Origin of the sequence: Rathayibacter sp. AY1A4 (genome assembly GCF_002930955.1) — a bacterium.
Classification (GTDB): domain Bacteria; phylum Actinomycetota; class Actinomycetes; order Actinomycetales; family Microbacteriaceae; genus Rathayibacter.
Window position 1 is genome coordinate 133,141 of the sequence record NZ_PSTN01000001.1, and the last position, 20,449, is coordinate 153,589.

The following is a 20,449-nucleotide window of genomic DNA, read 5'->3' on the forward strand; positions in this document are numbered from 1 at the left end:
CGTGCCGGAGCGCTGCTCGTCAGACCGGCGCGCCGGCCTCCTCGTCGCCGGCGACCGCGAGGACGTCGACGACGATCACGGTGACGTTGTCGCGCCCGCCGTTGTCCAGCGCGGCGTCGACCAGGGCGTCGGCCGCCTCCTGAGCGGAGCCGGTGCCGCTGAGCAGGTGGCCGACGCCGGCATCGGTCAGCTCCTTCGTGAGTCCGTCCGAGCAGATCAGCAGACGCGATCCGGCGAGGACGGGCACGAGCCGGTAGTCGGGGACGGGCGCCTCGTGGAAGCCGACCGCGCGGGTGATCACGTTGCTGTGCGGATGCACGTCGGCCTCGTCGCGGGAGATCAGGCCCGCGTCGACCAGCTCCTGGACGATGGAGTGGTCCACGGTGAGCTGCACGAGGGTCCCGGCGACGCTCAGGTACACGCGCGAGTCGCCGATGTTGAAGACGGACCAGTAGGGCTCTCCCCCGACCACCGTGAGCGCGATCCCGGTGACCGTGGTCCCGGTGCCGACGTCGGCCGTGTGCGACTGCCGGGCGATGTCCCCGACCGCCTCCCGAAGCGCCCGGTCGATCTCCTCCGCTCCGACGGTCGCGCCGAGCGCCGCGGTGGACAGGCGCGACACGACCGCGTCGCTGGCGACCTCTCCTGCCGCGTGCCCGCCCATCCCGTCGGCGACAGCGAAGAGCGGGCTCTTGGCGAGGTAGCTGTCCTCGTTCGCGCTGCGCACGTGGCCGGTCTCGGTGCGCGCGGCCCAGCCGAGGGTCACTTCGGCCGAGGGCGCGTCGGAGCTCCAGGCGGAGACGGGGACGGTGACGGACGCGCGGCTGCGTCCGATCTGCGTCATCGCTGCTCCTCGCATCCCCGTGGCCCGCGGCCGTCCGGTCCGACGGCCCGTGACCGCCGGCTCCAGGGGTGCCCTGCCGCCTCCCGATGGTAGTCGCTGACGGCCCTCCGCCGAGCCGGCCGCCATCGCTGTCGCCCGATGTCCGTCGCGCAGACGGGTCGACGCTCCGACCACCGGATCCGATGCCGGATCGAGCTCCGACGTGCGGATCCACTTGCCCGGGCACCCGTGGACTGCCAGAATCGCCGCATGGCCCCGTCTCGCCCGCCCTCTCAGCGTCCTGTCCAGCTCGACGAGGTGTCGAAGGCGATCATCGAGCAGCTGCAGGCCGACGGTCGGCGCTCGTACGCCGAGATCGGCAAGGCCGTGGGCCTGAGCGAGGCGGCCGTCCGGCAGCGGGTGCAGAAGCTCACCGAGTCGGGCGTCATGCAGATCGTCGCGGTGACGGATCCGATGCAGCTCGGCTTCTACCGCCAGGCGATGATCGGTGTGCGCGTCACCGGCGACACCCGCGACGTCGCGGACCGGCTCGCCTCCATCCCCGCCGTCGACTACGTCGTGCTGACGGCCGGCTCCTTCGACATCCTCGCCGAGGTCGTGTGCGAGAACGACGACGATCTGATCGCCCTGCTCAACCAGGAGATCCGGTCGCTTCCCGGCGTGCTCTCGACCGAGACCTTCGTCTATCTGAAGCTCCACAAGCAGTTCTACAACTGGGGAACGCGGTAAAAGATGACCACCGAGACAGCCTTCTCGACCTCCGGCCTCGAGTCGGGCGATCCCGTCCGCGGGACCGACGCGCCTGGGGGGACCGACGACGCCTCCCTGCAGAAGAAGGCGAAGGACCACCTCTGGATGCACTTCACCCGTCAGTCGACGATGGACTCGGGCGCGGGCGTGCCGATCATCACGCGCGGCGAGGGACACCACATCTGGGACAGCACCGGGCGCAAGTACTTCGACGGCCTGTCCGGCCTCTTCGTCGTCAATGCGGGACACGGGCGGCGCCGACTGGCGGAGGCCGCGGCGAAGCAGGCGTCCGAGCTCTCCTTCTTCCCGCTCTGGTCCTACGCGACCCCCTCGGCGATCGAGCTGGCCGACCGGCTCGCCGACCACGCGCCGGGCGACCTCAACCGGGTCTTCTTCTCGACCGGCGGCGGCGAGGCTGTGGAGACGGCTTTCAAGCTCGCCAAGCACTACTGGAAGCTGCAGGGCAAGCCGGGCAAGCACAAGGTCGTCTCGCGCTCGGTCGCGTATCACGGCACTCCCCAGGGAGCGCTCGCGATCACGGGCATCCCCGGGATGAAGTCAATGTTCGAACCGCTGGTGCCGGGCGGCTTCCGTGTCCCCAACACCAACTTCTACCGGGCTCCCGAGCACGGCGACGACCTGGAGGCGTTCGGCCTGTGGGCGGCGAACCGCATCGAGGAGATGATCGAGTTCGAGGGGCCGGACACGGTGGCCGCCGTGTTCCTGGAACCCGTGCAGAACTCGGGCGGCTGCTTCCCGCCCCCTCCCGGGTACTTCCAGAGGGTCCGCGAGATCTGCGACAAGCACGACGTGCTGCTGGTGTCCGATGAGGTGATCTGCGCGTTCGGCCGTATCGGGCACATGTTCGCCTGCCACGAGTACGGCTACGTGCCGGACATGATCACCTGCGCGAAGGGGATGACCAGCGGCTACTCCCCCATCGGCGCGACGATCGTCAGCGATCGGATCTACGAGCCCTTCCGCCACGGTCAGGTCGTCTTCCCGCACGGCTACACCTTCGGCGGCCACCCCGTCTCGGCCGCGGTCGCGCTCGAGAACCTCGACATCTTCGAGGAGGAGGGCCTGAACGAGCGCGTGCGCGAGAACTCGCCCGTCTTCCGGTCCACGCTCGAGAAGCTGCTCGACCTGCCGATCGTCGGCGACGTCCGGGGCGACGGCTACTTCTTCGGCATCGAGCTGGTGAAGGACAAGGCGACGAAGGAGACGTTCGACGAGGACGAGTCGGAGCGGCTGCTGCGCGGATTCCTCTCGAAGGGGCTCTTCGACGCGGGGCTGTACTGCCGGGCGGACGACCGCGGCGATCCCGTCGTCCAGCTCGCGCCGCCGCTCACCATCGGCCCGCGCGAGTTCGACGAGATCGAGCAGATCCTCCGGAGCGTTCTCACCGAGGCCTGGTCGCGGCTCTAGCGACCTCACGCGGCGCGCTCCCGCCGATCGGCGGCGAGTGCGGCCGCGACCCGGCGCGCACCTGCGTGGTGCGGATCGAGAGCGAAGGCCTCGTCGGCGAGCCGTCCGGCCTCGTCGGCACGGCCCTCACCGGCCAGGATCCGCGCGAGGAGGACGAGCACTCCGGCTCGCTCGCTCGCGGGTGCGACGACGGCGGCACGGCGGAGCAGCGGGGCGAGCGCTCCCGCCGCGCCGGGGTCACCGCTCCGCGCCGACCGCAGCACGCGGTCCGCACCGCGGCTGCGCTGCACGGCCACGACGAGCGCAGCCAGGCCCGCAGGCCGGACCTCGGGATCGGGACCGGTGAGAGCTCGCCGGACGAGGTCGTCGACGCCGTGCAACAGCACGTCGGGTAGTTCGGCCCGCGGGTGGCGGTCGAGGAGACGGTCGACCGCGGCGGCCACCGCTCGCGGGTCGTCCCGGTCGCCGGCCTCGAGCCCGTCGTCGCGGCCGGACGACGGGAGCACGGCGACGCGGAGGGCGAGGCCGGGGAGCCGGCGCGCACGCTCCTCGAGGGCGGCGACGAGTCCCTCGCACGACTCCGGACCCGCCTCGCCGGGATGCACCAGCGCGAGTGCTCGCTGCACCCGCCCGAACCGGCCGAGCGCACCGAGGCTGGCCCGCGCGATCAGGGACGGATCCGCCCCCGACAGCTCGAAGCGGAGCGAGCCGCTCGGCGCGCCGGCCCGGAACGGGACGAGCACGAGGCTCGCCTCGGCCGCACCCCGCCGGGACCCGTGAGCGGCGTGGAACAGGGCGGCGTCGTCGGGTGAGGCCGGGACACGCGAGGCGGGAGCGGGGTGGGGGAAGAGCGCTGAGGAGGTCATGCTGCGATCCTGCCGACCACCGCACCCGGCGGGAGCGACGGTCCTCCGGGATCATCGGAAGGATCTCGAGACCGCCGCCTGTGGAGGGAGAGATCCCATCGACACCGAATCGCAGTCGCACGGATGGCGCCCTCCGGCCAGGAATCCCTCCACGGGGACCGATCGGCCGAGTTCTGCACCGGTGTCCGATTCCCGCCGGTCGGTGGGGAGTCCCGCGGATACTCTCGACGCATGAGAACGACTCCCCTTCACGTCCGACGGACGACGAGCCCCCTCGGCCGCATCGAGGTGGGCAGCGACGGCGATGCGATCGTCTCGCTCGCCATCGAGCAGGCCGGTCTGCTCCCGCACGAGCACCTCCCGGAGTCGGACCTTCCGGTACTCCTGAGGGCCGTCGAGCAGCTGGACGAGTACTTCGACGGGACCCGCCGCTCTTTCGATCTGCCGGTCGCTCTGCGCGGCACGCCCTTCCAGCTCGAGATCTGGCAGCGGCTCCAGGCTCTGGGCTTCGGGGAGATCACCTCCTACGGCGCACTGGGCACGGCCGCCGGTCGCCCCCGAGCGGGCCGGCCGATCGGCGGAGCGGTCGGTGCGAACCCGGTGCCGATCATCGTGGGCTGCCACCGCGTCCTCGCGAGCGACGGACGGATCACCGGCTTCAGCGCGGGCGAGGGCGTCGCCACGAAAGCCTGGCTTCTCGATCACGAGGGGATCGCCCACCGATGAGCACGGCCGACGGACTCGTCGAGGGAGAGGACGGCCTGGTCCGCTGCGCCTGGAGCGGCGCGGATCCGGAGTACCGCCGCTACCACGACGAGGAATGGGGCACCCCGCTGCACGGAGATCGCCCGCTGTTCGAGAAGATCTCCCTCGAGGCGTTCCAGTCCGGCCTCTCCTGGATCACGATCCTCCGCAAGCGGCCGAGGTTCCGCGAGGCCTTCGACGGCTTCGATCCGGCCCGGGTCGCCCGGTACGACGACACCGATGTCGAGCGGCTGATGGAGGACAGCGGCATCATCCGGAACCGCGCGAAGGTCATAGCCACCCGAGACAACGCCCGGGCCGTGCTCGCGCTCCTCGAGCAGAGAGGCGAGGGCGCGCTCGACGAGCTCGTGTGGTCCTTCCACGATCCGGACGTCGAGGACCGGGTGGTCCGAGCCGCCGACGTCCCTGCGACGACGCCCGGGTCGACGGCGCTCGCGCGAGCGCTGAAGGCCGCGGGGCTCCGCTTCGTCGGACCGACCACCGCGTACGCGCTGATGCAGTCGGCCGGAGTCGTCGACGATCACCTCACCGGCTGCTGGCGCCGACGCTGACGCCTACGACTCCGGCACGACGAGGTCGAGCTCTCCCGTGTGCCGGTTCTCGGCGAGCAGGAACCCGCGCCCGGCCGCCCACGCCGAGAGCTCGCCGAGTGACTCCGTCGCCACCCGGTCCTCCGCCAGCGCCCTGACGAAGCGCCCCTTGCCCTGCTTGTTGAAGTGGTTCAGCGACCGGAGGGCGCCGTCGGCCCCGCGCGAGCGGACGCGGACGAAGAACCGCCCCTCGCCCGAGGGAACCGGTCCGAGCGCCGCGTACGCCTCGCTCCGCAGATCGAGGACGAGCCCGTCGAGCGCGCTCAGCACCCGCCCGGCCTCCGCTGCCCACCAGCGCTTGAGCGGCCTCCCCGGGACACGGGAGTCGTGGGACAGACGGTAGGCAGGGATCAGGTCGAGGGCGCGGATCGGCCCCCAGAGCGCGGACTGCACGATCGCCGTCCGACCGAGCACCTCCCGTGCACCGGGATCGAGGCTGCGCGCGTCGAGCGCATCGAAGAGCACCCCGTCGAAGCGGTCGACCGCGGGGAGGCCTGCCGCGGTCGCGAGCGCCGCGTTGCGATCGATCTCGCCGAGCTGACGCGGACCGAGCTTCAGCGCCCGGGCCGAGAGCTCGCGGTCCCCGGCCAGCGCGATCAGCGCCTCCGCCAGCTCGCGCCGCTTCGGGTGGAGCTCGGGGAAGGCGAGCGACTCGAGCACGAACGGCTCGTCGCCGCCGTCGCGCTTCGTCTCGGACGGTGGCAGCAGGAAGTGCACAGGACTCCTTCGGAGAAGAGGGACGGGCGGCACGACGAAGGGGCCGGACGATCGCGATGATCGTCCGGCCCCTCCGTGCCGCGGTGAGCGGCGGTGTACTAGACCAGCGATGCCTGACGGGCGACCACGGTCACCACGTCGTTCTCGACGGACAGGAAGCCGTCGTCGGCCTGCGCGGTGAGACGCGTGCCGTCCAGGGCCGTGACGCGCACCTCGCCGGTGGCGAGGATCGCGAGCATCGGCTCGTGGCCGGCGAGGATGCCGATCTCGCCCTCGACGGTGCGAGCCGTGAGCTGCTTCGCCTCTCCGGACCACACCTCGGCGTTCGCGGACACGACGCTGACCTTCAGGGTCCCGGCCATGATCAGCCGTTCTCCTTCTGGATCTGGGTCCACTTCTCCTCGACGTCCGAGATCGAGCCGACGTTGAAGAACGCCTGCTCGGCCACGTGGTCGAACTCGCCCTTGGTGATCGCGTCGAACGACTCGATCGTGTCCTTCAGCGGGACGGTCGATCCCTCGACACCGGTGAACTTCTTCGCCATGTAGGTGTTCTGCGAGAGGAACTGCTGGATCCGGCGCGCACGCGACACCGTGATCTTGTCCTCCTCCGACAGCTCGTCGACACCGAGGATCGCGATGATCTCCTGCAGCTCCTTGTTCTTCTGCAGGATCTGCTTCACGTTCGTCGCCACACGGTAGTGGTCGGCGCCCAGGTAGCGGGGGTCGAGGATTCGCGAGGTGGACGTGAGCGGGTCGACGGCCGGGTAGAGGCCCTTCGACGCGATCTCACGGGAGAGCTCGGTGGTCGCGTCGAGGTGGGCGAAGGTGGTCGCCGGCGCCGGGTCGGTGTAGTCGTCGGCGGGGACGTAGATCGCCTGCAGCGAGGTGATCGAGTGTCCGCGCGTCGAGGTGATGCGCTCCTGGAGCACACCCATCTCGTCGGCGAGGTTCGGCTGGTAGCCCACCGCGGAGGGCATGCGGCCCAGCAGGGTCGACACCTCCGAGCCGGCCTGCGTGAAGCGGAAGATGTTGTCGATGAAGAGCAGCACGTCCTGCTTCTGCACATCGCGGAAGTACTCCGCCATGGTCAGTGCCGACAGGGCGACGCGCAGACGCGTTCCCGGCGGCTCGTCCATCTGGCCGAAGACGAGAGCGGTCTTGTCGAAGACGCCCGCCTCCTCCATCTCGGCGATGAGGTCGTTGCCCTCACGGGTGCGCTCGCCGACGCCGGCGAACACGGACACTCCACCGTGGTCCTGCGCGACGCGCTGGATCATCTCCTGGATGAGGACGGTCTTGCCGACGCCCGCTCCGCCGAACAGGCCGATCTTGCCGCCCTGCACGTACGGAGTGAGCAGGTCGATGACCTTGATGCCGGTCTCGAACAGCTCGGTCTTGGACTCGAGCTGGTCGAACTGCGGGGGCTTGCGGTGGATCGGCCAGCGCTCGGTGATCTCGAACGACTCTCCGTTGATCTTCCCGTCGGCGTCGGCGTTGAGCACCTCGCCGATCACGTTGAAGACCTTGCCCTTGGTCACGTCGCCGACCGGGACCGAGATCGGCAGGCCGGTGTCGTGGACCTCCTGGCCGCGGACGAGTCCGTCGGTGGGGTTCAGGGAGATGGCCCGGACGAGGTCGTCGCCCAGGTGCTGCGCGACCTCGAAGGTCAGCTTGCTCGAGACGCCCTCGACCTCGACGTGCGTGTAGAGCGCGTTGTAGACCTCGGGGATCGCGTCGTGGGGGAACTCGATGTCAACGACGGGGCCGGTGACGCGGGCGATGCGGCCGATGGCCCCGCCCGACGTCCCGGTCGCCGCCTCAGGTGCGGTCAGTGTCATTGCTACTTCCTTCTGTGGTCTCACCGCTCCCGGAGGGCGGAGTCGAAACTGTGTGGAGCGGAGCCCTCTTACTTGGAGGAGGACAGGGCGTCGGCGCCGCCGACGATCTCGGCGATCTGCTGCGTGATCTCGGTCTGGCGGGCGTTGTTGGCGAGACGGGTGTAGGTCTTGATCAGCGTGTCCGCGTTGTCGCTCGCCGACTTCATGGCCTTCTGGCGTGCCGCGTGCTCCGAGGCCGCCGACTGCAGCATCGCGTTGAAGATGCGGCTCTCGACGTACACGGGCAGGAGGCGGTCGAGGACCGTCTCGGGGTCGGGCTCGAACTCGTAGAGCGGGTACAGCTCGCTGTTCTGCTCCTCGGCGCCCTCGACGACCTCGAGCGGCAGCAGCCGGACGACGGTCGGCTGCTGGGTGACCATGCTGACGAAGCGGTTGTAGACGAGGTGGATCTCGTCCACGCCGCCCTCCTCGTCATCGAGGTTGTACGACTCGACGACCGCGTCCGCGATCTCCTTCGCCGTCTCGAACACGGGCTGGTCGGTGCCGCCCGTCCAGACGCGGACGCTGGCCCGCTTCCGGAACGAGAAGTACGCGTTCGCCTTGCGGCCGACCAGGTAGAAGACGACCTCCTTGCCCTCGCTGCGCAGCAGCGCGGCCAGCTCCTCGGCCTCCTTGAGCACGCTCGAGGAGAACGCGCCGGCGAGGCCGCGGTCGGAGGTGAAGATCACGATCGCGGCCGTGTCCAGCTTCTCGCGCTCGGTCGTGAGCGGGTGCTCCACGTTCGAGTAGGTCGCGACAGCGGACACGGCGCGCGTGATCGCGTTCGAGTACGGCGCCGCGGCAGCGACGCGGTTCTGCGCCTTCTGGATGCGCGAGGCCGAGATCAGCTCCATGGCCCGAGTGATCTTCTTGGTCGTCTGGGCCGAGCGGATCTTCGACCGGTAGACCCGGAGTTGCGCTCCCATGTGTCTCCTGTTGTCCTAAAAGTGGCGAATCGACGGGGTGCCGCTGGTCAGCGACGGCCCTTGACGATCTTCTCCTGGCCGACCTCGTCGGCCGCGATGGCCTGATGCTCCTCGCGCCCGACCGAGGCGAGCGGCTTGCCCTCACCGGTCTGGAACTCCAGCTTGAAGCCGTCGACGGCACGGTTGAGCTCGGCGACGGTGTCGTCGGAGAGCACGTTGGTGTCGCGGAGGGTGTTCAGCACCTGGGTGTTGCGGCCCAGGTAGTCCAGGAGCTCGCGCTCGAAGCGCAGCACGTCGGGGACCGGAACCTCGTCGAGCTTGCCGTTCGTTCCGGCCCAGATCGAGACGACCTGCTCCTCGACGGGGTACGGCGAGTACTGCGGCTGCTTGAGCAGCTCGGTGAGGCGGGCGCCGCGGGCGAGCTGACGGCGCGAGGCGGCGTCGAGGTCGGAGGCGAACATCGCGAAGGCCTCGAGCGAGCGGTACTGCGCCAGCTCGAGCTTCAGCGTGCCGGAGACCTTCTTGATCGACTTGACCTGCGCGTCGCCGCCGACCCGCGAGACCGAGATGCCCACGTCGACCGCGGGACGCTGGTTGGCGTTGAAGAGGTCGGACTGGAGGAAGATCTGGCCGTCGGTGATCGAGATCACGTTGGTCGGGATGTAGGCCGAGACGTCGTTCGCCTTGGTCTCGATGATCGGGAGACCGGTCATCGAGCCGGCGCCGAGCTCGTCGGACAGCTTCGCGCAGCGCTCCAGCAGACGGGAGTGCAGGTAGAAGACGTCACCCGGGTACGCCTCGCGTCCCGGCGGGCGGCGCAGGAGGAGCGACACGGCGCGGTAGGCCTCGGCCTGCTTCGACAGGTCGTCGAAGATGATCAGGACGTGCTTGCCGCCGTACATCCAGTGCTGGCCGATGGCCGAGCCGGTGTAGGGGGCGAGGTACTTGAAGCCGGCGGGGTCGGAGGCGGGGGACGCGACGATGGTCGTGTACTCCATCGCTCCGGCGTCCTCGAGCGCGCCCTTCACCGAGGCGATGGTCGAGCCCTTCTGGCCGATGGCGACGTAGATGCAGCGGACCTGCTTGTTCGTGTCGCCCGACTCCCAGTTGGCCTTCTGGTTGATGATCGTGTCGATCGCGATGGCCGTCTTGCCGGTCTGGCGGTCGCCGATGATGAGCTGGCGCTGGCCGCGGCCGACCGGGATCATCGCGTCGATGGCCTTGATGCCGGTCTGCAGCGGCTCGTGGACCGACTTGCGCGACATGACGCCGGGAGCCTGGAGCTCGAGGGCGCGGCGGCCCTCGGAGGCGATCTCGCCGAGTCCGTCGATCGGGTTGCCGAGCGGGTCGACGACGCGGCCGAGGTAGCCGTCGCCGACGGGGACCGAGAGGACCTCGCCGGTGCGGGTGACCTCCATGCCCTCCTCGATGCCGGAGAACTCGCCGAGGACGACGACGCCGATCTCGTTCTCGTCGAGGTTCTGGGCCAGGCCCAGGACACCGTTGGAGAAGCGGATGAGCTCGTTGGCCATGACGCCGGGGAGGCCCTCGACGTGGGCGATGCCGTCGGCGGCGTCGATGACGTAGCCGACCTCGGTGGTGGAGGCCTTGCCCGGCTCGTACGACGAGACGAAGTCCTTCAGCGCGTCGCGGATCTCATCCGGGCTGATGGTGATATCTGCCATGGGAATTCCTATTCGTTGGGTCCGTGCGAGCCGAAGAGGTCGTCGGGGCCTGACCTGGATGGTGCGGGGGTCGAGGGCAGTGCCCTCTGAGGATACGTGCGCCCGTCAGGACGCGAGCTGGAGCTTCAGGTCGGACAGCCGTGCGGAGACGGTTCCGTCGATGACCTCGTCGCCGACGTGCAGGCGCATCCCGCCCAGGAGGGAGGGATCGACCACGACGTTGACGGAGACCGGTCGGCTGTACTGGCGCGTGAGCGCCGAGCGGAGCCGGTCGAGCTGCTCGGGGGCGATCGGTGCGGCGACCGAGACCGTGGCGAGGATGAACCCGCCCTGGTCGGCGACCACGCCTGCTGCGAAGCGGACGAGCTCCGGGATGCGGCGACCGCGCGGGTGCGCGATCAGCTGCCGGAGGATCGCCAGCGTCTCGGCCGCGGCCTTGCCCTCGAGGAGGCGCTGCACGAGCGCGACCTTCGAGTCGGCGGCGGCGAGCTTGCTGCCGAGCGCGAGCTCGAGCTGGGCGTCGGAGGCGACGACCTCGCCGAAGGAGTGGAGCTCCTTCTCGAGGTTGACGCCCTCCGGAGCGGACGACGCGATCGCGCGGACCCCGACCTCCTCGACCCCGGCGACCATGTCGCTCGGGCTCGACCAGCGGTGGCCGACGATCACGGTGAGCAGGCGCTTGGCCGGCTCGCCGAAAGGACCGAACACGCGGGCGACGAGAGCCTGCTTGCTGCTCGAGTCGGCGCTCGGGTCGGCGAGGGCCGCGCGCAGCTGCGCCTGGCCGTCGATGACCCGTGCGGCCTCGAAGAGCTGCTGGGCCGTGTCGAGGGACGCCTGACCGGCGAGGGCGGAGAGCTCCGCCTTCGCCGATGCGAGTGCCTGCCTGGACGCGCTGCCCATCAGTTGTTCGCCTTCTCCGAGGCCTCGAGGTCGGCGAGGAAGCGGTCCACGATCGCGGACGCCTTCGCGTCGTCGTTGAGGCTCTCGCCGATCACGCCGGAGGCGAGGTCGATGGCGAGGGTTCCGACTTCGGAGCGGAGCGAGACCACGGCGGCCTGACGGTCCGCCTCGATCTGGGCGTGCGCGTTGTGGAGGATGCGCTCGGCCTCGACCTGCGCCTGCTCCTTCTTCGCCGCCACGATCGCGTTGCCGTCGGCGTTCGCCTTCTCACGGATCGCTCCGGCCTCGGCGCGGGCCTCGGCCAGCTGGGCGGTGTACTTCTCGAGGGCGGCCTCGGCCTGTCGCTGGGCCTCGTCGGCCTTCGCGATGTTCCCCTCGATCGCGGCGGAGCGCGCGTCGAGCATCTTCTGCAGGCGCGGCAGGACCAGCCTCCAGAAGAAGAACAGCAGGATGAGGAAGATCACCCCCGACCAGAAGAAGTCGTAGAACTCCGGGATCAGAATGACCGCGGGGACGTCACCTTCTTCCGCAGCGATGTTCACAGCGGTGCTGAACACGACTACGCCGCGAAGATGAAGTAGGTGGCGAGGCCGATGAGCGCGAGCACCTCGGTGAACGCGATGCCGAGGAACATCGTGGTCTGGAGGCGGCCCGCCATCTCGGGCTGGCGCGCCATGGCCTCGACGGTCTTGCCCGCGACGATGCCGACACCGATGCCGGGGCCGATCGCTGCGAGGCCGTAACCGACCGTCGCGATGTTGCCGGTGAGTTCGGCGAGAACGGTGACTGAGTCCACGAGTGGGTCCTTTCAGTGGGGTGATCGTGAGAACGGGCGGGAGCCCGTGAGTAGTGGGGTCAGTGCTCCTCGGCGACGGCCAACTGGATGTAGACCGCAGCGAGGAGGGTGAAGATGTAGGCCTGCAGCACGGCGACGAGGAGCTCGAAGAGCGTGAACGCACCGCCGAAGGCGAAGGTCACGACGCCGAAGAGCTTGAAGCCCGGGTCGATCTGGGAGCTGAAGAGGAAGAACTGCGTGGCCGAGAAGCACAGCACCAGCAGGAGGTGGCCGACGATCATGTTCATCACAAGCCGCAGTGCGAGCGAGAGCGGACGGATGATGAACGTCTGCAGCAGCTCGATCGGCGTGAGGATGAAGTAGATCAGGAACGGCGCTCCGGGCGGGAACAGGGCGTTCTTGAAGAAGCCCATCCCCCGGTCCTTGATGCCCGCGTAGATGAACGTCACGTAGGCGACCAGGCCGAGGAAGAGCGGCATGCCCACCACGGAGGTGCCCGCGATGTTCAGGAACGGGACGATGCCGGTCAGGTTCATCGAGATGATCGCGAAGAAGATCGTCACGAGGATCGGGAGGAACCGGCGCGCGTCCTTCTCGCCGAGGATGTCCTTGGCGATGGTGACGCGGACGAAGTCGAACGCGAGCTCGACGACGTTCTGGAAGCGGCCGGGGACGAGGCGCAGCTTGCGCGTCCCGAGCCAGAAGAACAGCATCAGTGCGATGACCGCGATGAAGCGGACCAGCATGACGCGGTTGATCTCGAAAGGGGTTCCCTCGAAGAGGAAACCAGGCGGGAAGAACTCGGAGATCGACGGGGTGTGGAAGTCACTCTCACCGGTCGAGGACGAGACCAACAGGGTCACAGCGTTAGCAAACAGCGCTAGCTCCTGGAATTCGGGGCGTGGCACGTTGCAGCCGACCGAATCGAATCATTCGGACGCAACGCTCTCGCGACGACGAAAGGTGGGGTTTTCCGCTCGGACGGCGATCGTGCTCGACGACCGCCATCAACGATGAGACGATCTGAGGACACGTTCGCCTGCGGGATTCGTCCCTACTGTAGCAACAGAACGGCCTGAGAGCCGAATCGTGGTCCTCTCAGGAACCGTTCGGCTCGTCCTCATCGAGCGATGTCGCTGACGTTCGGCATGCGCGAGCGCGAGACGACGAGGACGTCGATCACCAGGGACCCCAGGACGGCGACGATGATCGTGACGAACATCGCGATGCTGTTCAGCCACGGCTGATCGCGCAGGACCAGGGCGGCGATCACGAACAGCACGAACTTGGCGAGCCACGTGCCGAGGACGACGGCGAAGAACCCGCCGATGTCGAGGCGGTTGGCGACGAGGATGCTCGCGGCGGTGAGGAGCACCATCACGCCGCCGACGATCGCGCCGAGGAGGGCTCCGATCGCGCCCTCTCCCCCGGCGGCGATCCCGCCGACGACGGTGCCGAGAACGGCCAGGGCGAGCACGAAGAGGCCGCCCACGACCAGCGCGCGGCGCAGGACGGGGACGGACGCGGGCTGCGGACGGGGGGTGGCCGGGGAGGCTCCGGTCATGATGCTTCCTTCCGCGCCGTGGTCGGCGCTGTCGTGTCCCGGTCGATCGGGAGTCCGGCCGGCGGACGGAGCAGCTCCGTCGAGGACGCGCGGTCGAGGGGGTCGAGGACGGGTGAGGCCTCCGCGGACTGCGCCGCCGCCTCGAGCCGCTTGCGGCGGCTGAGCGGGGCGAGCGTGACGACGGTGCAGAGCAGCAGACCGACTCCGAGGAAGACGAGCGGGACCCACAGCACGTCGACCACGAACATCAGCAGGCAGCTGACGGCGACGACGGCGGTCCACGCGTAGAAGATCAGCACGGCGTGCAGGTGGGAGTGCCCCATGTCGAGCAGGCGGTGGTGCAGGTGCTTCCGGTCGGCGCTGAACGGCGACTTTCCCGCGCGCAGGCGCCTGATCACGGCGAGGCCGAAGTCCATCAGCGGCACCACGAGGATCGCGAACGGCAGGATGATCGGGATGAACGCGGGCAGGAGCTCCTTCGCCGCGAGCTGGGCCGGGTCGATCTGGCCGGTGACCGCGATCGCCGAGGTGGCCATCAGCATCCCGATCAGCAGTGCGCCGCTGTCGCCCATGAACATCCGCGCCGGACGCCAGTTGATGGGGAGGAATCCGGCGCAGGCGCCGACGAGCAGGACCGCGATGAGCGAGGCCAGGTTGAAGTAGTCGGTGGGCGAGGTCTGCTGCACCAGCAGGTAGCTGTAGAGGAAGAAGACCCCGTTGGCGATCAGGGCGACGCCCGCCACGAGGCCGTCGAGGCCGTCGATGAAGTTGAGAGCGTTGGTGACCAGGACTATCGCGAGCACGGTGATGATCAGCGACATCCACGGCGAGCCGACGGTCAGGCCGCCGATCGGCAGGGAGACGATCTGCACGCCCTTCCAGGCGATCAGGCCGGCGGCGATCAGCTGACCGGCCAGCTTCGTGGTCCAGTCCAGGTCCCAGATGTCGTCGGCGACGCCGATGAGGACGATGAGCAGGCTCGCGCCGAGGATCGCGAGGATCGGCTCGGGATTGGCGAACACCAGCCGGAAGTAGGGCAGCTGGGAGGCGATGCCGAAGCCGACGAGGATCCCGAGGAACATCGCGATGCCGCCCAGGCGGGGGGTCGGCCGCGTGTGCATGTCCCTGACGCGGATCTTCGGGTAGAGCCGGTACTTCAGGCTCAGCTTCCAGATGACCCACGACAGCGCTCCGGTCACGAGCGCGACCGCGAGCGAGACGAGGGCGAAGGTGATCACCGGTTACTCACCCGGAGCGGCGTCGGTGCGGGCGGCGCCGGTGCCGGTGTTGGGCGTCGGCGCGTTCGTGCTCGACGAGCCCGTGTCCGGCGCATCGGCGGAATCGACGGGAGCGGAGTCGTCCTGCAGGCGGGCGCCGGAGGCCCAGTCGGGGCGCGCTGTCGGGGTCCGCTCGAAGGCGTACGGGTCGCTGCCGGTCGCGGTCTCGGCGGGCTCCTGCTGGTCCCCGGCCTGCGCCGCGCCGACCGTGGAGGCGTCCGGCTCCGACGTCTCGGCGCGGGGCGCGTCCGGATCCGGCAGCAGGTCGCCGACGACCTCGCGGATCCGCTCGGCCGACACGACGCCCTGGCGCAGGATGCGCAGGGTGCCGCCCTCGAAGCTCAGCGCTGTCGCGTCGACGATCGTGGAGGACTCGCTGGCGCCCGCGGGGCGGTCGCTGTAGCGCGATCCGGCGGCGCCGGCGTCGAGATAGACGTCGACGGAGTCGCCGAGCTGGTCGAACGCCTCCTGTGCGGTCGTGGCCGAGGGCTGCCCGGTGCGGTTGGCGGAGGAGACCGCCAGCGGGCCGGTCTCGGCGAGGAGCTCGATCGTGACCGGGTTGTCCGGCATGCGCAGCGCCACGGTCCCGCGCGTCTCGCCCAGGTCCCAGACGAGTGAGGGCTGGGCGTGCAGGACGATGGTGAGCCCGCCGGGCCAGAACTCGCGCGCGAGGTCACGCACCGCCTCCGGCACGTTCTCGGCGAGGGCGTCGAGGGCGGCCACGTCCCCGATCAGGACGGGCGGCGGCGACTGCCTCGTCCGTCCCTTCGCGTCGAGCAGGCGCTGGACCGCGGCGGCGTCGAACGCGTTGGCCGCGACGCCGTAGACGGTGTCGGTGGGGATCACCACGAGCTCGCCGCGGCCGATGGCCGTCCGCGCGAGACGGGTGCCGGTCAGGAGGTCCGTGTCGACGGAGCAGTCGTAGATGCGTGCCATAACGGGTCGATGATACCGGCGCGGTCCGTGTCCGGACCGGCTGCGGCGCGGCGGTCGCGTCAGCGCCGCCCGAGGCCGGGGCTCGGCGGCCGTCGCAGCGGCGCCCGACCCGCGCCGGCCGAGGCCGCCGGAGCGCTTCCGTGAGGCACTCGGCCCGGCGTGGCGGGCGCCTCCGCCGACAGGACGCCCACGAGCGCCACGGAGACGGCGAGCGTCGCGAGCGAGTGCTGATCGCCGAACCATGTGGTGTTGTCGGCCATCCCGTGCAGGAACGTCCAGAGTACGGCGACGGCGAGCGCCCCGACGGCGACGGCCTCGTTCCGGGCGACCCGGAGGAGCAGGCGCACGACGGCGACGGTGGCGAGGAGGAGGAACGCGAGGACGGGGAGCGCGATCAGGAGCCCGCCGTTGGTCCACGCGGTGACGAGGAGGTTGTGAGGCGGGCGCGGCTCGCTGTGCTGGGTGAACTGCGACCCGCGCGCCAGCCACAGCTCCTGCCATCCGCCGTACCCCAGCCCCAGCAGCCAGTTGTCGGGGAACGCACTCGCAGCCAGGCGCAGGAAGTCGCCGCGGGCCCCGAGCGTGAGCAGGCCCGCCTCCGCCAGCTGAGGGAAGGACACGGCGACGGCGTACACGGCCGTGATCCCGGAGGGGATGGTGATCATCCAGGCGACCGGACCGAGGCTGCGTCCCTTGAGTCCGCGGATCGCGGCGACCAGCAGGGGCAGGACGATCGCGAGGACGATCGCGGTCTTGGACAGCGTGAAGAGGGCGCCGACCAGCCCGGCGACGGCGACGAGCAGGAGGAGCCTCCCCCGCTGCCGTCTCCAGACGGCGAAGGCCAGCGCGCCGGTCGTGGCCATGTACATCGAGGCGATGTTGCCGTTGAGGAAGAACCCTCCCGACTTCTCCTGCAGGACGTTGTTGAAGGACGTCGTGAAGATGTCCCGCACGTAGGTGTCGGAGAACAGCACCGCGTCCGGCCACCGGAGGTAGGCGGTCTCCTGCACGGGATCGAGCTGGAAGAGGATCGTGAGCGTCACCTGGAGGAGGAACACGGGCGCCGCCCAGTTGAGGGCGCGGCCGACGACACGCCAGGCGCCGTCGCCGAGCCCGCGGACGGCCAGGTACGGAGTGAGGAAGGAGACGACGGAGACCACGTCGCGCAGCGCGGCCGCGCGTGCTCCGGAGTAGGTGAGCGCGAAGAGGGTGCCGGCGATCACGAGGAGGACCACGACCACGAACCGGTCGATCCGCCCGCCGCGCAGCCGCGCCACGGAGTACGGAAGGAAGAGCAGGCTCCAGGCGACCGGAGCGGTGACGGGGCCCAGGGTGTAGAGCTGCACGACGCTCAGCGCCAGGAGCACCGCGAGGAAGACGAGGACGATCCGCTCGTGCCGCCGCTGAGCGGGATCCGCCGGCGCGCGCGACGGCCGCCCGCGGGTCTCCGTAGCGTCGGTGACGCGGGTCGCGGCGATGACGGAGGGACGAGAGGCGGTCGGGCGGCGGAGGAGGGCGTCGTCGGCGTGGCGACCCATGTCAGAGCCGTTCCGCGGAGGTGCCGGTGGCGGCCTCCGTCTGGCGGAGCGGAGGAGCGGCGCGCCGATTCCGGGACGACGGGCCGACCTCTCGCGGCGGGAGGGTCGTCCGCGGGCGCCGGTCCGGGGCGGGAGGCGGATCGAGCAGCACGGGAGAGGCGGTGGCGTCGGCGGACGCGGGCGGGAGAGGGGATGCAGGTGGCATGTCGCGCCGACACTAATCGCGCGGCACGAGCCTCGACGGGCTTGGCGCGGAACGTCGATCCGCGTGCGCGCGGCGGCCCCGCGCCTCAGCCACGGGGGTCTGCCAGCAGCTCGTCCGCGCGGCGGGCGATGCCCGGCCAGCCGAAGTCCGCCGCTCGGCGCCGCGACGCCGCAGCGACCTCCGCGCGTCGCCGGGGATCGCGCAGCGAGGCGATGAGGGCGGGGAGCTCCGCGAGGACGGCGTCCGCGACCTCCTCCTCCGTGCCCGGTGGGACGAGGACGGATCCGTCGACCACTCCGTCGGAGGTGCGCAGGATCTCGGGGAGGCCTCCGCGCTCGACCGTCACGACGGGGATCCCCCGCGAGAGCGCCTCCACCACCACCATCCCGAACGGCTCGTTCCAGCGGCAGGGGTAGAGCAGGAGCGCCGAGGAGCCGAACAGCTCCAGCAGGTCCTCGTGCCGGAGGAACGGGAGCCGGCGCACGGCGCCGGGCAGGGTGGCGACCGCCTCGTCGAGCGCTCGGACGTACGGGGTGGGCGTCGCATCGTCCCCGAGGCCCGATGCGCCGGCGATGACCAGTCGCAGATCGGCGCCGTGCTCGGTCCGCATCCGCCTCACGATCTCGACGGCCTCGCGGGCTCCCTTCTCGGCCACCAGTCGCCCGGCGAAGACCGCCTCCGCAGTCCCGCCGAGCGGCGCCGGCGGGACCTCGGGCGGAGGGACGACCCCGTTGTACAGGACGGCTGTGGTGATCAGGCCGTACCGGTCGACCGCTCGGGCGCGCAGGAACTCGCTGCAGAAGATCCACTCGTCGACCGCGTCGAGGTAGCGCCGGGCCGCGGCGGGATCGGGCGGCAGGTGATCGAGCAGGTCGTTGTGCAGGTGTGCGACGATCCGCCCCCGGTAGCCCAGGCGGCGCAGGCGCACGGCGTAGCGGGGGCGGTTGTGGATCCAGACCGTCGGGACACGGCGCAGCGACGGAGCGAGCACCAGCAGCCAGAAGCGCCCGCCGAAGGACAGCCGGCGCAGCTCGGCGCCGGGGTCGCTGTCGCGTCGATGCGCCAGGAGGAGTGCCGCGCGCCGCTGGACCGCGTAGATCCGCCGGTACAGACGATGGGGCCTGACGTCCACGCCCGGTGACGCCGACGACCACGGCGCGTGCACGGCGATCCGGAGCGAGGACCGGGACACCGTCTCGCGGACCCAGGTCGCCACGGCTCCCCCGCTGCCGTCGAAGCGCTCCTCGGCGGCCAGCACCACGGCGACCTCGACCGGGGCGGCGGCGCCGGGCCGGAACCGGGCGGGCAGTCGTGACAGGACGAGCGATCGCGCCTCGGCGATGTCGCGCCCCGGCGCCAGGAGGGCGGTCGCTCCCAGCACGAGGCCCGCGAGCGCCAGCTCCACCGGGAGCAGCCGCAGGGGCGCGCCCTCGGGGAGGATGCGGAGCAGAAGCAGCACGATCGCCATCGGTGCGGCGAGCAGCGGCCCCGCCGCGCACGCGCGCAGGAACGCACCGAGGCGCACTCCGAGCACCACCCGCAGCACGGCGCAGGTGACGGCGAAGCCGAGAGCGCTCGAGAGCAGCAGCCCGCCGATCAAGCCGTCGAGTCCGAACAGCACTCCCCCGCCGACGATCATCGGGACCGTGATCGCGGTCTTCACGATGTTCACGACCAGCCCGAACCGCACCCGGTCCATCGCCATCAGGATGAAGCCGACCGGATTGCCGATCGCCCGCACCGCGCCCACCACCGTCAGTGCGCTCGTCATGCCCGCGATCCAGCCCCAGCCGGGTCCGTAGAACAGTCGCACGATCTCCTCGGAGCGCAGCGCCACCAAGATCAGCGGCGGGATGCTCGCCATGCTGAGCACCGCGGTGACGCGGAGGTGGTTCCGCGCGACGCGCTCGCGGTCGTGCTGGATCGAGGAGAACACCGGGAACATCACTCGCGTCACGATCGGGTTGACCCTCGCGGGGAGGTTCACGGCGAGGTTGTATCCCAGGGTGTACCCGCCCAGCTGGGCCGGTCCGAGCAGGCGGCCGATCGCGAGCGAGCCGGCGTTCGACCCCAGGTAGTTGACGATGCCGTCGAGGGTCTGGAAGACGCCGAAGGAGAGGAAGCGGGCGGTCTCGCGGATCCGGAACCGGAACCGCAGCCGGAACCAGCGGCGGGCCTGCACGAGGGCGAGCACGGAGCGCAGAGCCGCGGTCGCGACGAGCCCCCACGCGTAGGAGAGCGCCCCCGCGCCCGAGACCGCGAGGCAGACCGTCACGGCGAAGCCGCCGACGAGAGCGATCGTCTCGGACACGGCGACCGCTCGGAACCGGATCCCCTTCTCGAGCACCGCTCTCGGCACCTGCCCGGCTGCGCTGCCCACGAACACGAGCGAGGCGACGGTGAGGACCGGCGCCGCGGCGGCGGACCCGAGCAGGGAGGCGATCGGTGCGGCGCCCAGGAGGACGGCGACGGTGACCAGGAGCCCGACGGAGAGGTTGAGCCAGAAGACCGACGAGAGCTCGAAGCTGGTCGCCCGCCGGCGCTGGATGATCGCCTGGGCGACCCCCATGCCGAGGAAGATGTCGACGAACGCGTTGAGCAGGGCGACGATCGCGATGATCCCCATCTCGGAGGGGTCCAGCAGTCTCGCCAGGAGCGCGAACTGCCCGAGCTGCACGACGAGCGCGACGGCGAACGAGACCGCCGTCCAGGCGGTCGCGTCGACGGTGCTCCGGCGCAGGCTCACCTCTCCCGCCCGGCGGAGGCCGGACGGAGGCCAGGTC

The 20,449-nt window shown here is 70.4% G+C and carries 20 protein-coding genes; 4 read left to right on the forward strand and 16 right to left on the reverse strand.

Going from position 1 to position 20,449, the window contains the following annotated elements; genetic code table 11:
• Window positions 1–19 precede the first annotated feature (19 nt).
• Complete coding sequence (locus C5B92_RS00585) at window positions 20–844, reverse strand: PP2C family serine/threonine-protein phosphatase (protein WP_104349976.1); 825 nt, start codon at window positions 842–844, stop codon at window positions 20–22.
• Window positions 845–1,093: 249 nt separating this feature from the next.
• Here C5B92_RS00585 and C5B92_RS00590 point away from each other — a divergent pair, with 249 nt between their 5' ends.
• Both C5B92_RS00590 and C5B92_RS00595 read left to right on the forward strand, forming a co-directional pair.
• The gene (locus C5B92_RS00590; protein WP_104223032.1) at window positions 1,094–1,573 is read left to right on the forward strand and encodes an Lrp/AsnC family transcriptional regulator; all 480 of its coding nucleotides are present in this window, start codon (window positions 1,094–1,096) and stop codon (window positions 1,571–1,573) included.
• Between the two features lie 3 nt (window positions 1,574–1,576).
• Entirely contained in the window at window positions 1,577–3,022 is a 1,446-nt protein-coding gene (locus C5B92_RS00595) for an aspartate aminotransferase family protein (protein ID WP_104349977.1), read from the forward strand.
• A 5-nt stretch (window positions 3,023–3,027) separates the two neighbouring features.
• Here the strand turns inward: C5B92_RS00595 and C5B92_RS00600 are convergent, their stop codons facing one another.
• Entirely contained in the window at window positions 3,028–3,888 is an 861-nt protein-coding gene (locus C5B92_RS00600) for a hypothetical protein (RefSeq protein WP_104349978.1), read from the reverse strand.
• A gap of 231 nt (window positions 3,889–4,119) precedes the next feature.
• Here C5B92_RS00600 and C5B92_RS00605 point away from each other — a divergent pair, with 231 nt between their 5' ends.
• Both C5B92_RS00605 and C5B92_RS00610 read left to right on the forward strand, forming a co-directional pair.
• Window positions 4,120–4,614: a methylated-DNA--[protein]-cysteine S-methyltransferase gene (locus tag C5B92_RS00605; RefSeq protein WP_104291518.1), complete on the forward strand. Its 495-nt coding sequence runs from the start codon at window positions 4,120–4,122 to the stop codon at window positions 4,612–4,614.
• Window positions 4,611–5,204, forward strand: coding sequence for a DNA-3-methyladenine glycosylase I (locus tag C5B92_RS00610; protein ID WP_104349979.1), 594 nt, complete (start codon window positions 4,611–4,613; stop codon window positions 5,202–5,204). Before C5B92_RS00605 ends, C5B92_RS00610 begins: the two co-directional genes overlap by 4 nt.
• 3 nt (window positions 5,205–5,207) lie before the next feature.
• Here the strand turns inward: C5B92_RS00610 and C5B92_RS00615 are convergent, their stop codons facing one another.
• From C5B92_RS00615 to C5B92_RS00680, 14 genes are all read right to left on the reverse strand, one after another.
• Window positions 5,208–5,960, reverse strand: a complete 753-nt coding sequence (locus tag C5B92_RS00615; protein WP_104349980.1) for a YaaA family protein — start codon at window positions 5,958–5,960, stop codon at window positions 5,208–5,210.
• A 98-nt stretch (window positions 5,961–6,058) separates the two neighbouring features.
• Window positions 6,059–6,322: a F0F1 ATP synthase subunit epsilon gene (locus C5B92_RS00620; RefSeq protein ID WP_104223026.1), complete on the reverse strand. Its 264-nt coding sequence runs from the start codon at window positions 6,320–6,322 to the stop codon at window positions 6,059–6,061.
• Between the two features lie 2 nt (window positions 6,323–6,324).
• Window positions 6,325–7,800 carry a F0F1 ATP synthase subunit beta gene (gene atpD, locus C5B92_RS00625; protein WP_104223025.1) on the reverse strand — a complete coding sequence of 492 codons (1,476 nt, stop codon included), beginning with the start codon at window positions 7,798–7,800 and terminating at the stop codon, window positions 6,325–6,327.
• Between the two features lie 68 nt (window positions 7,801–7,868).
• Window positions 7,869–8,765, reverse strand: a complete 897-nt coding sequence (locus C5B92_RS00630) for a F0F1 ATP synthase subunit gamma (RefSeq protein WP_104223024.1) — start codon at window positions 8,763–8,765, stop codon at window positions 7,869–7,871.
• Window positions 8,766–8,812: 47 nt separating this feature from the next.
• Window positions 8,813–10,450: a F0F1 ATP synthase subunit alpha gene (gene atpA / locus C5B92_RS00635; RefSeq protein ID WP_104223023.1), complete on the reverse strand. Its 1,638-nt coding sequence runs from the start codon at window positions 10,448–10,450 to the stop codon at window positions 8,813–8,815.
• 105 nt (window positions 10,451–10,555) lie between these two features.
• Window positions 10,556–11,350, reverse strand: coding sequence for a F0F1 ATP synthase subunit delta (locus C5B92_RS00640; RefSeq protein ID WP_104232703.1), 795 nt, complete (start codon window positions 11,348–11,350; stop codon window positions 10,556–10,558).
• Entirely contained in the window at window positions 11,350–11,907 is a 558-nt protein-coding gene (locus tag C5B92_RS00645) for a F0F1 ATP synthase subunit B (protein ID WP_258061195.1), read from the reverse strand. The genes C5B92_RS00640 and C5B92_RS00645 overlap by 1 nt, the downstream gene beginning before the upstream one ends.
• 2 nt (window positions 11,908–11,909) lie before the next feature.
• On the reverse strand, window positions 11,910–12,146 hold the full coding sequence (locus C5B92_RS00650) for an ATP synthase F0 subunit C (protein WP_055794702.1): 237 nt from the start codon (window positions 12,144–12,146) through the stop codon (window positions 11,910–11,912).
• A gap of 59 nt (window positions 12,147–12,205) precedes the next feature.
• On the reverse strand, window positions 12,206–13,009 hold the full coding sequence (gene atpB / locus C5B92_RS00655; RefSeq protein WP_068254016.1) for a F0F1 ATP synthase subunit A: 804 nt from the start codon (window positions 13,007–13,009) through the stop codon (window positions 12,206–12,208).
• 257 nt (window positions 13,010–13,266) lie between these two features.
• Window positions 13,267–13,710: a hypothetical protein gene (locus tag C5B92_RS00660; RefSeq protein ID WP_104255053.1), complete on the reverse strand. Its 444-nt coding sequence runs from the start codon at window positions 13,708–13,710 to the stop codon at window positions 13,267–13,269.
• On the reverse strand, window positions 13,707–14,948 hold the full coding sequence (locus C5B92_RS00665) for an MraY family glycosyltransferase (protein WP_181028704.1): 1,242 nt from the start codon (window positions 14,946–14,948) through the stop codon (window positions 13,707–13,709). Before C5B92_RS00665 ends, C5B92_RS00660 begins: the two co-directional genes overlap by 4 nt.
• A 3-nt stretch (window positions 14,949–14,951) precedes the next feature.
• Window positions 14,952–15,923: an L-threonylcarbamoyladenylate synthase gene (locus tag C5B92_RS00670; protein ID WP_104255054.1), complete on the reverse strand. Its 972-nt coding sequence runs from the start codon at window positions 15,921–15,923 to the stop codon at window positions 14,952–14,954.
• 59 nt (window positions 15,924–15,982) lie between these two features.
• On the reverse strand, window positions 15,983–17,461 hold the full coding sequence (locus C5B92_RS00675) for an O-antigen ligase (RefSeq protein ID WP_104255055.1): 1,479 nt from the start codon (window positions 17,459–17,461) through the stop codon (window positions 15,983–15,985).
• A 290-nt stretch (window positions 17,462–17,751) separates the two neighbouring features.
• Complete coding sequence (locus C5B92_RS00680) at window positions 17,752–20,412, reverse strand: MOP flippase family protein (RefSeq protein WP_104255056.1); 2,661 nt, start codon at window positions 20,410–20,412, stop codon at window positions 17,752–17,754.
• Window positions 20,413–20,449 lie beyond the last annotated feature (37 nt).